At 64.6% G+C, this 12,457-nt stretch carries 13 protein-coding genes; 6 read left to right on the forward strand and 7 right to left on the reverse strand.

Going from position 1 to position 12,457, the window contains the following annotated elements:
• Positions 1-231: 231 nt before the first annotated feature.
• Entirely contained in the window at positions 232-711 is a 480-nt protein-coding gene (locus tag ABIB91_RS14865) for a hypothetical protein (RefSeq protein ID WP_219682442.1), read from the reverse strand.
• 195 nt (positions 712-906) lie between these two features.
• On the opposite strand from ABIB91_RS14865, the gene ABIB91_RS14870 reads away from it, so the two are divergent.
• Positions 907-1,209: a hypothetical protein gene (locus ABIB91_RS14870; protein ID WP_354162753.1), complete on the forward strand. Its 303-nt coding sequence runs from the start codon at positions 907-909 to the stop codon at positions 1,207-1,209.
• 163 nt (positions 1,210-1,372) lie between these two features.
• Here the strand turns inward: ABIB91_RS14870 and ABIB91_RS14875 are convergent, their stop codons facing one another.
• Together ABIB91_RS14875 and ABIB91_RS14880 are read right to left on the reverse strand one after the other, a co-directional pair.
• Positions 1,373-2,587, reverse strand: a complete 1,215-nt coding sequence (locus ABIB91_RS14875; protein WP_354162750.1) for a hypothetical protein — start codon at positions 2,585-2,587, stop codon at positions 1,373-1,375.
• A gap of 70 nt (positions 2,588-2,657) precedes the next feature.
• Positions 2,658-3,287 (reverse strand): NUDIX hydrolase, encoded by a 630-nt coding sequence (locus ABIB91_RS14880; protein WP_502916981.1) that lies wholly within the window; start codon positions 3,285-3,287, stop codon positions 2,658-2,660.
• Positions 3,288-3,353: 66 nt separating this feature from the next.
• On the opposite strand from ABIB91_RS14880, the gene ABIB91_RS14885 reads away from it, so the two are divergent.
• The 4 genes from ABIB91_RS14885 (at position 3,354) to ABIB91_RS14900 (ending at position 7,168) form a co-directional block, all read left to right on the forward strand.
• Complete coding sequence (locus tag ABIB91_RS14885; RefSeq protein ID WP_354162744.1) at positions 3,354-3,779, forward strand: PaaI family thioesterase; 426 nt, start codon at positions 3,354-3,356, stop codon at positions 3,777-3,779.
• Between the two features lie 278 nt (positions 3,780-4,057).
• A complete protein-coding gene (locus ABIB91_RS14890; RefSeq protein WP_007597527.1) occupies positions 4,058-5,068 on the forward strand; it encodes an aldo/keto reductase in 1,011 nt (336 codons plus the stop codon).
• Positions 5,069-5,081: 13 nt separating this feature from the next.
• Entirely contained in the window at positions 5,082-6,395 is a 1,314-nt protein-coding gene (locus ABIB91_RS14895) for a tetratricopeptide repeat protein (protein WP_354162739.1), read from the forward strand.
• A 197-nt stretch (positions 6,396-6,592) separates the two neighbouring features.
• Positions 6,593-7,168 carry a hypothetical protein gene (locus ABIB91_RS14900; RefSeq protein ID WP_007597530.1) on the forward strand — a complete coding sequence of 192 codons (576 nt, stop codon included), beginning with the start codon at positions 6,593-6,595 and terminating at the stop codon, positions 7,166-7,168.
• A gap of 9 nt (positions 7,169-7,177) precedes the next feature.
• Here the strand turns inward: ABIB91_RS14900 and ABIB91_RS14905 are convergent, their stop codons facing one another.
• Positions 7,178-8,737 carry an oleate hydratase gene (locus ABIB91_RS14905; protein WP_354162736.1) on the reverse strand — a complete coding sequence of 520 codons (1,560 nt, stop codon included), beginning with the start codon at positions 8,735-8,737 and terminating at the stop codon, positions 7,178-7,180.
• Positions 8,738-9,191: 454 nt separating this feature from the next.
• Here ABIB91_RS14905 and ABIB91_RS14910 point away from each other — a divergent pair, with 454 nt between their 5' ends.
• Entirely contained in the window at positions 9,192-9,512 is a 321-nt protein-coding gene (locus ABIB91_RS14910) for a hypothetical protein (RefSeq protein WP_354162733.1), read from the forward strand.
• Between the two features lie 58 nt (positions 9,513-9,570).
• Here ABIB91_RS14910 and ABIB91_RS14915 read toward each other — a convergent pair whose 3' ends face one another.
• The 3 genes from ABIB91_RS14915 to ABIB91_RS14925 are packed head-to-tail and all read right to left on the reverse strand — an operon-like array spanning position 9,571 to position 12,252.
• The gene (locus ABIB91_RS14915) at positions 9,571-10,842 is read right to left on the reverse strand and encodes a flavin monoamine oxidase family protein (protein ID WP_354162730.1); all 1,272 of its coding nucleotides are present in this window, start codon (positions 10,840-10,842) and stop codon (positions 9,571-9,573) included.
• 8 nt (positions 10,843-10,850) lie between these two features.
• Entirely contained in the window at positions 10,851-11,561 is a 711-nt protein-coding gene (locus ABIB91_RS14920; RefSeq protein WP_219682450.1) for a RibD family protein, read from the reverse strand.
• Positions 11,562-11,580: 19 nt separating this feature from the next.
• Complete coding sequence (locus ABIB91_RS14925; RefSeq protein WP_007597539.1) at positions 11,581-12,252, reverse strand: FABP family protein; 672 nt, start codon at positions 12,250-12,252, stop codon at positions 11,581-11,583.
• Positions 12,253-12,457: the final 205 nt, after the last annotated feature.

Raw genomic sequence — 12,457 nt, forward strand, 5'->3', positions numbered from 1 at the left:
TTGCCCCACCTGCCGATATGCCATCCCCAGATCCTCTTCAGATGTCTCTTAGAGAATCGCAGATTCGCGATTTACGCAAAGCCCTCGCTTGCGGGTGAGGTCGGCGCGAAGCGCCGGGTGAGGGCTTCCTCCTCTGGGGGATTGCCCCATTGCGGAAACACCCTCTCCCCAACCCTCCGCGCAAGCGAGCAGGGAGCGCACCGTCACTGGCGAACTCTCACTGGCAAACGCTTACTGGAAAGTCATGTCCAGGCATTTGGAGATGTCGGAGCCGAGGCCGGAGGAGATGATGATGCAGCCGCGCACCTTCTGCGCGCCGACGTCGGCGGCCCAGACCGAGTAACCGCCGGGGCCGAAGAACGAATTGGTGTTCGGCGGCTCGGTCTCGGTGGCGTCGAAATCGTAATGGCCGTCGGTCTCGAAGATGCGCGGCTTCTTGGTGCAGGCGCCGTCGGTCTGGACGTTGATGACTTCCTTGTTGTCGCGGGTCAGCGCCAGCGAGACCTGGCAACGGAAATATTCCGAGGTCTTGGTGTTGAAGAGATATGTGTAGGACTTGCAGGTCGCGGTGTTCAGCTTGCCTGGGGCCAGGCCGCGGCTGCACGAAATCCTCTGGTTGTGGCTGAGCTGGTAATCATCGGCCCGGGCGGCCGGCGCGAGCACCGTCAGCAACAGGCCGGCGGCCCAGCAAGCTTTAATGACGAAGTTCATTCGAATCATCCCCTACCCAATGTTTTTGTCGAATTGCGTTCTAGACGGAAAGCGGAACATAGTCGCGCGGGGACGAAGGGAAAATCACAAACTGCTCGGCAAGACGTGATGCGCTGCGGCGCTTTCGCAAATTGACCTGGAAGCGCCGTTCGTGATTTGTTCAAGCCGGGGCGCCTCGATGGGGAGGATAGGGTGATGGCATTTTCGACAAGGATTTTTTTGGTGACGGCCGTGCTCGGCGCGTTGGCTGCACCCGCATTGGCGCAGACCGCTGCGACACCTTGGGAGCTCAAGCCCGACACCGGCTACGCCTATGACAAGGACGGCAAGACCTTCTCCTACAAGATGGGCACCAGCAATGCCGGCGAACTTCTGAAGGGCGCCAAGAAGGTGCCAAAGGGCACGCTGTTCTTCATCGGCCACAACGGCCAGCTCTACATGCGCAGCGGCCCGTATCTGGAAGGCGACGGCAAGTTCAAGTTCGGGTCGGATCAGTAGGGCGGGGTCGCGGCGCGCTCCCTCGCCCCGCTCTTGCGGGGAGAGGGTTGGGGTGAGGGGCTGCCTCCGCGCATGAGATTGTAAAGAGACCTGTACCCCCTCACCCGGATTGCTTCGCAATCCGACCTCGCCCCGCAAGCGGGGCGAGGTGAAGAGACACCGTCTAGAACGTCCCCGCCAGCTCCCGCGCGCCGGCGTTGTTGCTGTTGCTGTCCATCCTCGTATCCGTCACCGCCAGCAGCTTCGCCACCGTGTTGTGGCGGATCGCGACCGGGTTGCGCTCGTAGCCGCCGCGCTGGAAGAAGTTCGAGGTCGGCACTTGCTCGCGCATCGCCGGCGGCATCGTCACCATGTCGAGCCCGGTGCCGTCGCCGGTGAGGTTCATCATCTCGAGTTCGGCCGCGCTGAGCGGGCGGGTGTAGCCCTTGGCGCGTGCGAACAGCACCGAGGTGAGCAGCTTGTGAGTCTGCAGCATCGGCCCGATATCGATGTCGAGCACCATGGCATGCATGGCCCAGCCCTGCGCGGTGTTGCCGATCTTCTCGTGCTCCGACCAGGTGTCGGGCACCGATTTGGCATGTGCCACCATTTTCTTCAGAACGGCGAGCTTGTGCTCGAGCGACTGGCGCGCCGGGCCCGAGGTCCTCGCGACCCTGTCAGAGAGCGCGCGGATGAATTCATGGCCTTGCTCGGCCAGCAGCTCGACGCTGTTGGTCGTCAGCAGCTGGTTGTAGCCCATCGCGGTCGAAATGGCGCGCTTGCCGCCATGCTCGATTCCGGCCTGCACGTCGTAACTGCCGGTGCCGCCGGTCTCGAACGCATAGACCCGCACCGCCTGCTCGCGCGTCAGCCCCGAGGCCAGCGCGTAGCGTGCATAGACGCGCTTGAACTCGACTTCGCTGGACGGCCGCTGCGGCGTGAACTGATAGAGCTCCTGCGCCGCACGCAGCAGATCGGCGACCACGGGGATCGGCTTTCTCGTCGGCCGGTCCGGGGTTTCCTCTGGCTCCGGATTCACCGGCCGTTTCGGCCCGTTATAGAGCGGCGGATGCTCCAGCACGTAATCGTCGAGCGTGATCTGCTGCCCGCTGCGCCGCTTGGCGTTGCGACCTTTCCGCTTCTCGGAGATCTGACTCCAATATGCGCCGGCTTCCTCGTCGAACGCAGCACGCGCCGCCTGATACTCCTGCAGCTTGCGGCGATATTCGAGCACGGCCGGCGACGCGCCGCCTTGCGCGAAAAATTGCGACAACAGCTGGGCTTTGGCATTGCGGACGGCTGGCGGCAGCGCGTCGGATTCGCCCCCGCGCGCGGCAGGCGCGAGCAGGACGAGCGCGAGTGGAACCAGTCTCACGGCATTTCGAATCGATCGATGCATGCTGCCCTCTTAGCAGGCATCCGGTAACTGTCACGTTAACGCGCCGTTTACCTCGTTTTCGCCCCTCGCGTCATTTCCAGGCGAATACCGGCTGTTCCAGCTCGGTGACGCGGGTGTGCCGTCCTGCCAGCACTTCGCGGAACTGGTAGATCAACGCCGCCGTCGGTGCGTGGATCAAGCTCGACTGATGATGGAAGCGGATCACACGGCGCGTGCTCTCGGGGATCCCGACGAAATCAAACGCATCTTCGCGCTCGACCGTCGCAAGCGCGATGCGATGGACGGAGGCGACCTCGTCGGGGTTTGGTTTGATCGCGGCACTGTCGGCGGCCCAGACCACGACCGGCGTGATCAGATAGCCGGAGCGGGTCGGATAATCATCGAGCGTCCCGAGCACCTCCGCGCCGGTGAGCTGGAGGCCGAGCTCCTCGTCGAGCTCGCGTAGCGCCGCCTCGACCGGCGTCTCGCCGGCATCGCAGCGTCCACCGGGCAAGGCCCATTGACCGCGATGGGCGCGCAAATGAGATGCGCGCAGCGTGAGCAGCAACGCTGTGTCATCGCTCTCGCTGGCCGCAGTCAGCGCAACTGCCACCGCGGCGCGCTTCAACGCCGCCGGCGCCTCGTCCTCCGGCAGCCGCGTGAAGGCCGCGCAGGCGGCCGCGATATTCCGCCGTGTGGCATCGTCGAACGATCTCATGATGCTTGACTACACCACGTCCGGCCCCGATGAAATGAGATCGCACGACCCGCGCAGGAAATGGACGACATGACCAACAAGACCGCCGCGAGGCTGAAAGCAGACGGCTGGACCATCCTGGAGACCACGGGCTTCATGCACCTGATCGGCCCGTTATGGGAGCGCAAGATCGACGGCCAACACGAATTCGCACTTGCGACCGAGGACAAACACCACAACCGCCGCGGCATGGTCCAGGGCGGCGTGATGATGACGTTCGCGGACCGTACCTGCGGCATGACCGCCCGCTACGTCTCCGGCAAGGAGTTCATGGCGACGGTGCAGCTCGACACCCATTTCGTCGAAGCCGGCCAGATCGGCGACATCCTGATCTCCCGCCCGCGCGTGGTGCGCTCGACGCGCAGCCTGATCTTCATGAGCACCGAGGTCAGCGTGGACGGCCGCTGCGTGGTGATGGCCAATGGTGTGTTCAAGATTTTGAAGGGGCCGGGGTAGCTCCACACCCAACACTGTCATTCCCCGCGAAGGCGGGGAATCCAGTACGCCGAGGCTTCTCCGGTCATCACTATCCTCTCGGCGTACTGGATCGCCCGGTCAAGCCGGGCGATGACAGCTGAGAGCGTAGCAAGCTGCTCCCCCAACCGCGTCATTGCGAGCGCAGCGAAGCAATCCAGGCTCTTTCTGCGGATGCATCTCTGGATTGCTTCGCTGCGCTCGCAATGACGGCATGAGACGGCTATGCTGATGCCACAAGAAGCAGCAAGGACGCGCCCATGCAATATCGCCAACTCGGCCGCAGCGGCATCAAAGTGTCGCCGATCTGCTTGGGCACGATGATGTTCGGCGGGCCGACCGATGAAGCCACCTCAAAGCGGATCATCGCGAAGGCGCACGAGGCCGGGATCAATTTCATCGACACCGCGGATGCCTATTCGAAGGGTGCATCCGAAGAGGTCGTGGGACGCGCGATCGGCAACAACCGTCACGCCTGGGTGCTCGCGACGAAACTCGCCAATCCCATGGGCGACGATCCCAACCGTGTCGGCCTGTCGCGACGCTGGGTATTGCAGGCGGCGGATGAGAGCCTCAAGCGGCTCGGCACCGATCACATCGACATCTATTATCTGCACAAGGAAGACCATGCGACGCCGCTCGAAGAGACGGTGCGCGCGATGGGCGATTTGATCCGCGCCGGCAAAGTGCGCTATTTCGGCGTCTCGAACTACCGCGCCTGGCGCGTCGCCGAAATCTGCAACATCTGCGACCGGCTCGGCATCGACCGGCCCGCGGTGAGCCAGCCCTATTACAACGCCATGAACCGCATGCCCGAAGTCGAGCACTTCCCGGCCTGCTCCTATTACGGCCTCGGCATCGTGCCCTACAGCCCGCTGGCGCGCGGCGTGCTGACCGGCAAATACAAGCCCGACGCGGCTCCCGACAAGGAGACGCGCGCAGGCCGCAACGACACGCGCATGATGCAGACCGAATGGCGGCCGGAATCGCTTCAGCTGGCGCAGGAGATCAAGGCTCACGCTGAGAAAAAGGGCATCACCGCAGGCCAGTTCGCGGTCGCCTGGGTGCTGAACTCCGCCTTTGTCTCCTCGATCGTTGCCGGGCCGCGCACCGAGGAGCAATGGGACGGCTACACCGGCGCGCTCGACTATCGCTTCACTGCGGAAGACGAGGCGCTGATCGACAGGCTCGTCGTGCCGGGGCATCCCTCGACGCCGGGCTACAACGACCCGGCCTATCCGATTGAAGGACGTCGCGCGCGGACGGCCTGAGCCGGAGACAAGAATGGCCCTCGAAGATCGCTACGGCCTGCCGCTCTCTACCTCTTCGCCCGAGGCGGCATCCGATTATCGCGAGGGCGTCGACCTCATGCTCGCGGGCTGGACCGGTACGGCGGAAACGCTGGAGCGCGCGATTGCGGCCGATCCGGATTTTGCGCTGGCCCATATCGCCCGCGGCCGCCTGCATGGCTTCTATCAGCAAGGCGATCTGGCACGGCAGAAGGCGGCACTCGCGCGTGAGCTCGTGGCGACACGCGGCACGGAACGCGAGCGTTCGCATGTCGAGACGCTGGCGCTCGCAATCGAGGGCCGGCTGCCCGAGGCGATCGCGGCGACGATGAAGCACGTCGAGGCGTGGCCGCGCGATGCATTGGTGCTGTCGCTGCCGCTCGGCGCCTTCGGCCTGTTCGCATTCTCCGGCATGGCCGATCACGACCGCGCGCGGCAGGAGCTGTGCGAGCGCGTGGCGCATCACTATGGCGAGGATTGGTGGTTCCTCACCATGTACGGCTGGGCGATGACCGAGAACGGCAATGTCGGTCGCGGTCGCGGTATCACCGAGCGCGGCTTCGACCTGCGCCGGCAGAATGCCCACGCCGCGCACGCCGTGCTGCATGCGATGTTCGAGGACGGTTCGATCGAGGCGGCCGACCGACTCGTCGACGACTGGATACCCTCTTACGACCGGGCTGGAATTTTGCACGGCCACATCCGTTGGCATCAGGCGCTCGGCGCGCTGGAGCATGGCGATGCCGCGCGGGCGCTCGCGATCTATGCCGACGTGCTGCAGCCGCAGGCGACGCAGGCGCCGCCGCTCAACGTCGTCACCGACGCCGCGTCCCTGCTCTGGCGCCTGTCGGCTTACGGCCACGCCGTGCCGAAAGCGCTCTGGGTCGAAGCCGATGCCACCGCGCAAAAGCTGTTTCCGAAATCGAGCCTGCCCTTCGCCGACATCCACATGGCGCTGTTCGCGGCTGCGACGCAAAATCGCGAGGCGCTCGCCATACGTCTTGCCGCGATCGAGCAGCGGCTCGCCGATGGCAAGCTTCCGGCCGGTCCCGTGGTGCCCGCGGTCTGCCGTGCGCTGGCAGCCTTTGCGGAAGAGGATTACGCGGCATGCGTGCAAATGCTCGCGCCGGTCCTCGGCGAGGTCGTGCGCGTCGGCGGCAGCCATGTCCAGCGCGAATTGATCGAGGACACTTTTGTCGTTGCCCTGATGCGCAGCGGCGAGCTGCCCCGCGCCCGCGCGCTGCTCGACGCCCGCCTGCACCGCCGTCCCTCCCTGCGCGATACGCGCTGGCAGGCGGCAATGGGGTAGCTCCGCCACGAAAAAAACACCGGCCGGGCGGCAAGTGCCGGCCGGGAATGGGTTGGGCGATACGGGCGAATCGCCGTTGGGGTGGCGCGGTGGTATTTCAGACGAATCCGGCAGAACAAACGGGATCGCAACCAATTTGCGGTTCGCTGGTTATCGGACGGAACTTTTCCGTGGTTCCCTGGCATGTGAGCCTCCCGATGCGCCTCTGCCGACCAGTCCTCACCGCCGCCCTTATCAGCCTGGCAAGCCCTTGTTTTGCCGAGTCTTCCTTGTCGATTCCCGTCAACAACCCTCCGGCCGCAAACGCTTACGTCGACCTGCTGGCGCTGATGTCCGGCCACTGCAAGACGTTGAAGGTCGCCGGGCGCACCTTCGCCTGCAAGACGGTGGCCTACGCCCATGGTGACAAGGGCCGGGTCAATTTCGCGGTCGCGGTCGACGATCCCGCCGATCACAATCACGTCGTGTCGTTCTCCGGCGAGAACGGCAAGCGCGCCGACGACAATTCCTACGAGCTGCCGATCGATCGCATGCTGCTCAACTCCAAGGACCGCCCCAAGGTCGACGGGTTGCCAGTGCCGGCCGAGCAGACCTCCACCGGCCTCTGCCGCCAGACCGGCAATTTCGCCGCCAAGAAGGTGACTGACGTCACCTGCTCCGCCACCGACAGCGAGGGCCGCCGCTACGAACTGCTGTTCGTGTCCGACGGCACGCCCGTGAGCGTGCGTCGTATCAGGCAGTCGGCACCATCGATCCAGGATCCATTCAAATAACTCGACCCGTCACGTGAACGCCTTTTCCAGCGTTGCGAAGATCACTGCGAGCGATTTGTCGTGCCGCGTCACCGGCGGCACCGGGCGATCGATCTTCATCAGCTGATAGACCGCCGTCTGCGCCGCGCGCACCGAATATTCGACGGTGAACACGACGTCATCGGGGATTTCGACGAACTGGCTGACGAAGGCGAGATTGACGGAATTCCTGGGCACCGGCAGCGGCCGGTCGGTCGCGCTGCGCGGCATGAACATGCTGGTGATGTAGGGCATGCGGCAGGGAACGCAGATCGCATCCTCGAAGACGCCAAGGTCGAAATTCAGATGGCCGCAAAGCTCCTTCAGGATGTCGGCGCCGCTGCAATCGGACATCGGTTTGGCCACGAAATTGCCGACGCGGTCGGGATGCAGCGCATAGCCCCAGAACACCTGCACGTTGTTCGGCTGTCCGGCGAAATGCGGCTGGTGATACAGCACCACCGACATCAGCCAGTTGGAGTCCCTGAACGTGACGAGGCCGCCGGTGCCGGCCTTGTTGCCGGAGAACGCCTCCATCTTGCCGAAGAAGCGCGGATCGCGGCAGGTGACCGTGAATGACAACCAATAGGATTCCGGGATCGACGCGTTGAACGCGGACGGCTTGCCGAATTCGGGACGTCCCTCCGCGATTCGTTCCCACAGCGTCCAACCCCGGCTGTCGGACTTGGTCAGGCGCGGAGCCGGCTCGGTCATCGAGCCCAGGCTCGAGGCATCCGTCATCGAGCCGTTCTGAAAGAACACGAGGTCGCCGTCCTCGATCTGGACATTGGCGATGCGGCCGTCGCGGTCGAGTACGAGCTGGCGCACCCGCAAGCGTCCGTCCTCGCTCTCGATCGCCATGTCGGTGACGGCGGTCCCGCGCACGAACTGCACGCCCTGACCCTTGAGCCAGTCGGCAAGCGGCCGCACGATCGCGTCATACTGGTTGTAGACGGTGCGCTTGACGCCGGCGAGCGTCTCGATGCGCGGGAATTCGTTCATGAAGCGATGCAGATAGCGCTTCAGCTCGACCGCGCTGTGCCAGGGCTGAAAGGCGAAAGTGGTCTGCCACATGTACCAGAAATTGGATTCGAAGAATTTGGGCGACAGCCAGTCGGTGATGCGGCTGTTGCCGAGCGTCTCCTCCGAGGCCTCCGTGAGCCGCAGCAGCTCGAGCCGGTCGCGCGCGGAAAATCCCATATGCGAGACGTCGAGCTTGAAGCGGTTGCGATCGACCAACCTCGCCTGCGAATGCGCCGGGTTCTCGGTGTTGAACGCGACGGTTTCCTCGCGCACGCTGAGGCCGGGATGTTCGAGCGAGGGAATGCTCGACAGCAGGTCCCAGGTGCATTCGTAGTGATCGGTCGTGAGCATGCGTCCGCCGCGCAGCGAATAAGCGCCGTTCGCGAGCAGCGCGCCGTCGAGGCTGCCGCCGACCAGCGGCTGCGCCTCGTAGATCACGATGTCCCGCCCCGGCAGCTGCGCGTCACGAACCAGGAACGCCGCGCCCGCGAGCGATCCAATGCCGCCACCGATGAAATACGCCTTCATGTCTTGCCTCGATCTGCAATTCGAATTGTCGCGGCGACATTGCATGGGGAGACACTGGCCGGAGTTGCGCTGGATCAAGCGCAACGCGCATGAGGATCACGTTGAGTTGAGCGATTGACTGATCAGCCCCCGGCATGGCGGCCTTTCGCGACTCTCGTGCCCCGGAAGCAGCGCAGCGTCTCTTCGACGGCGCGCTGCAGAGCCGCGACCCACGTCTCTAGGGGATTTTGCGCAGCATTGGGTCCCTATCACGACCGATGACGTGATTGCGTCATTCGCGGCAGAGTGATGGCAGAGTTGCGATCGACGCCGGTGATGCGACAATAGATCTCACGAGACGCACGCAGCCGCGCAAATCGAACGCCAATGAAACTGCGTCGTTTCGACGCCCGCACTGGCCGGAACGCGCCGGATGACCACGTGTTGTCACACGACATTCAACTGGAGTGATGACATGAAGTATCTCATTGTCGCGATAGCCGTCGGTGCTGCGGCGCTTGCTGGCGGATCCACGGCGAACGCGGCCAACAATTCAAGCGCGAAACAGAACGCGCCAGCCGGCCAGTCAACCGATATCAGCGCGCAGCACAGGCACCACCATCACGGCTATCGCCATCACTGGCGTCCTCACCACCATCACGGATTTCATCGTCCGCACTACCGGAGCTACGGCTATTACCCGCGGCACCACGGCTATTACGGCGGCGGACCGTACGGATATTACGGCGGCGGCGGTCCCAGCGTGACGTTCGGCTTCGGCGGCAGCCGCTGGTAAGACGAAAGGCAGCAACACGAAAGGCTCGCGAAATGCGGGCTTTTCTTTGCTCGTCAGCCTATCCCCGCAAGATCATCCCCGCCGTCTGTTGACCGCTCGCCAGCGCCGCTTCGACCGTGCCCATGTCGGCTCCGCGATAGAGCGCCTCGCCGGAGAACGACACCGGACCGTCGGCGCGCGCGAGGATCGTTTGCGCCTCGCGCGTTCGCGGCGTCGCCCAGGAATAGGCGCCGCGGGCATAGGGATCGTGCGCCCAGTTTGTCGCAACGGCCGCGATGATCTCGCGCGCGAGGTCCTCACGCGACAGGCCGAAGACGGTCGCAAGCGAATCGAGCCCGGCATCGATCAGCGCTTGCGGGCCGAGGTGCGACAGCGCTGCCGTGCGCGGGCCGCCGAACCATCCGGTCAGCACGGGATGCCGGTTCGGATATTGCGTCCACCACACCGGGATGACCTGGTCGGACAAAATGAAGCTCATGTCCGCGAGCTCTTCCTTGCGCTCGCGCCACCATGGCCGCCTGAAGCGCAGCAGGATTTTTATCACGTTACCGAAGCCGATGTCGTCGGCCGCCGCCGCCTTCGCGCGCGCGCGGCTCGGCAGCCCGATCTCGCGCAATAGCGGCAACGGAACAGTGAGGATCACGCGACCGCAGCCATGCACGTCGCCGCCGATACAGCGAACGGCGATCGCGCCGCCCTCCTCCTCGACCGCCGACACCACGCAGCCCAAGCGAAACATCACGCCAAGCTTGCGGCACTCGGCTGCCAGGAAGTCGATCATCCCACCATAGCCTCCCTTGATGCGCGCCTGCGGAGAGTGCCCGCCAGCCATCCATTCCTCGCGCAGCGCCAGCGTGGAGGCGCGCTCGGGATCGGCCGCATCGTAGCCCTCGACCATTCGCTCGATCGAATGGCGCAGCCCCGCATGCTCATCGCCGGCAAAATGCCGGCGCAGGAAATCGGCGATGGTGAGATCGTCATTCAATTCCCGAACCACGGCGTGCAGCTCAGCCTCAAGCGGATCGTGGCGGTCCTCGCGCACGATGTCTGCGCCGTCAAAGCCCCATCGCTCGCCTTCGATTTCCTGAAGGGACAGCCCGGCCTCATGCAGCAGCGCGCGCGTGACCGGCGCCTCGCCGTGGACGAATTCGGCGCCGCCATCGGCGGGGTAGCCGAACTCCGAAACAGACAGCGGATGGATGCGGCCGCCGCAGCGCTCGCGCGCCTCCAGGATCGTCACCGTCCTGCCCGCGCACGCCAGCTCGCGCGCCGCCATCAGGCCGGCCGCGCCGGCACCGACGATGACGATATGCTCTGATGTTGCCGACATGTCGGTGCTTACTTGCCCACGGCCTGCGGATCGTTCTGGATCAGATAGCGCAGCAGCAGGACGCCGCCGCCGAGATCCCGCGTGCTCTCCAGCGTCATCGCGCTCAGCGGTGCACGCCGGTCGCCATCGGCATCCGTGGAATCGAACACGAAGGGCGCGCCCTTGGCGCCGTCGATCGCGGGGCTAAGGATCAGATCGAACTCGTCGATCAGGCCGGCACGCAGGAACGCGCCGTTGGCGACGCCCCCGCCCTCCACCAGAAGGCGCTTCACGCCGAGCTCGCGGTTGAGAATGTCCACCGCCCGCGCGAGGTCGATCTCGGACTTTCCGGCAAAGATATAGGACACGCCCTCGCGGCGGAGCCCCGCGAGATGCGAATCGGAGACGCTCTCGGTCAGCACGACGACGATCGGATCGCCGCCGATATCGGAGCGGCCCCAGCCGATCTTGCCCTTCGCATCGAGCACGACGCCATAGGTTATCGCGTCACGTCGTGCCAACCAATTTTCGCGCGGAAATTTCGCGGCCGCCGTCGCGGGATAGGGCTTGCCCTTGGCGAACTCCGAGCCGGTGACGCGGCCGATTACCCAGGCATCGCCGCCGAGCTCGTCGTGGATCTTCTCGAACCAGTCCGTCCCTGCCCCCTTCGGGCGCCAGCGGCTCGGATGGGTGCGGCCGTCCAGACTCGAATGCATCAGACAGATGACGTAAGGCTTCATGCGTATCTCCGGGCCGCGCTCAGGCTGCCGGCTCATTGCCCTTATTCCCAGTGGCGCGATCGTTCAAGATCACCGCGAGGGGATTGAGCTTTGGCGGCGCGACGAGTTTCAGCGTGTTGGTGTCGCGATGGTTGAACGGCGCGCCGCGCACGAACAACTCGGTCTGGATCAGATAGGTCCAACTGCCGTCGTCGTTGAAGGTGATGTCGCAGCGGTAAGCATCGGTGCGGAACGCTTGTTCCAGAAAATCAGTCGAGCAGATCCCATATGCGGTGTCGCCGCGCTTGGCGGTCACGGAGATCTCCTTGTCGTCCGCCCCGGCCTTGCCCGACGCCAGTAGCACCTGCCCGCGCGGGATCGCCAGCGTCTGCATGATCAGCCCGGTCGCTGGCTCCCACAACCAGTAGCCGACCTGGTCGTGGAAGGTGATGTCTTCCTCGGGCGTGTTGATGTGGATGTGATAGCGCAGCCCATAGAGCAGCTGCGGCCCGTTCGCCTGGGGATCGATCGGGTCCATCCGGATGCGCTCAATGAAGGTCCGCCGCTCCGGCCCCTCCGCCTTCGGATTGATATCGATACCTTTGTCGGCCTGCCAGCTGCCTGCGAGACGGCGGAGCGGGCCGAGATTGGCAAGCCCGTCGGGCGAGACGTCCTCGGGCTCGGTGAAGATATCGGCGGGAAGGGGGAGCATGGGTGTCCTCGCGTCATTGCGGAGGCAGCAATAGCATGAGAGCGCGGGCGTGGCTCGTTCGCAAGCCTCACAATCGCGAATGGACATAGGCGCCACGCGCAGACGATCCATGACGCGAGCCACCTGACAACAGGCTGGACTGACCGGCTGGAATGATATGTGTCGTCAATCACGCGCTGATCGTCGACCCGCTTGCGACTTGCCT

It is taken from the genome of Bradyrhizobium sp. JR4.3 (assembly GCF_040547695.1).
In the GTDB taxonomy this organism is placed as follows: domain Bacteria; phylum Pseudomonadota; class Alphaproteobacteria; order Rhizobiales; family Xanthobacteraceae; genus Bradyrhizobium; species Bradyrhizobium canariense.

What these genes read in the sequence shown, in the direction of transcription:
- ABIB91_RS14895 (WP_354162739.1), top strand. Translation starts at nt 5,082, where the DNA reads ATGGCCCTCGAAGATCGCTACGGCCTGCCGCTCTCTACCTCTTCGCCC.
- ABIB91_RS14920 (WP_219682450.1), bottom strand. Translation starts at nt 11,561, where the DNA reads ATGAAGCCTTACGTCATCTGTCTGATGCATTCGAGTCTGGACGGCCGC.
- ABIB91_RS14885 (WP_354162744.1), top strand. Translation starts at nt 3,354, where the DNA reads ATGACCAACAAGACCGCCGCGAGGCTGAAAGCAGACGGCTGGACCATC.
- ABIB91_RS14890 (WP_007597527.1), top strand. Translation starts at nt 4,058, where the DNA reads ATGCAATATCGCCAACTCGGCCGCAGCGGCATCAAAGTGTCGCCGATC.
- ABIB91_RS14905 (WP_354162736.1), bottom strand. Translation starts at nt 8,737, where the DNA reads ATGAAGGCGTATTTCATCGGTGGCGGCATTGGATCGCTCGCGGGCGCG.
- ABIB91_RS14910 (WP_354162733.1), top strand. Translation starts at nt 9,192, where the DNA reads ATGAAGTATCTCATTGTCGCGATAGCCGTCGGTGCTGCGGCGCTTGCT.
- ABIB91_RS14865 (WP_219682442.1), bottom strand. Translation starts at nt 711, where the DNA reads ATGAACTTCGTCATTAAAGCTTGCTGGGCCGCCGGCCTGTTGCTGACG.
- ABIB91_RS14870 (WP_354162753.1), top strand. Translation starts at nt 907, where the DNA reads ATGGCATTTTCGACAAGGATTTTTTTGGTGACGGCCGTGCTCGGCGCG.
- ABIB91_RS14875 (WP_354162750.1), bottom strand. Translation starts at nt 2,587, where the DNA reads ATGCATCGATCGATTCGAAATGCCGTGAGACTGGTTCCACTCGCGCTC.
- ABIB91_RS14925 (WP_007597539.1), bottom strand. Translation starts at nt 12,252, where the DNA reads ATGCTCCCCCTTCCCGCCGATATCTTCACCGAGCCCGAGGACGTCTCG.
- ABIB91_RS14900 (WP_007597530.1), top strand. Translation starts at nt 6,593, where the DNA reads ATGCGCCTCTGCCGACCAGTCCTCACCGCCGCCCTTATCAGCCTGGCA.
- ABIB91_RS14915 (WP_354162730.1), bottom strand. Translation starts at nt 10,842, where the DNA reads ATGTCGGCAACATCAGAGCATATCGTCATCGTCGGTGCCGGCGCGGCC.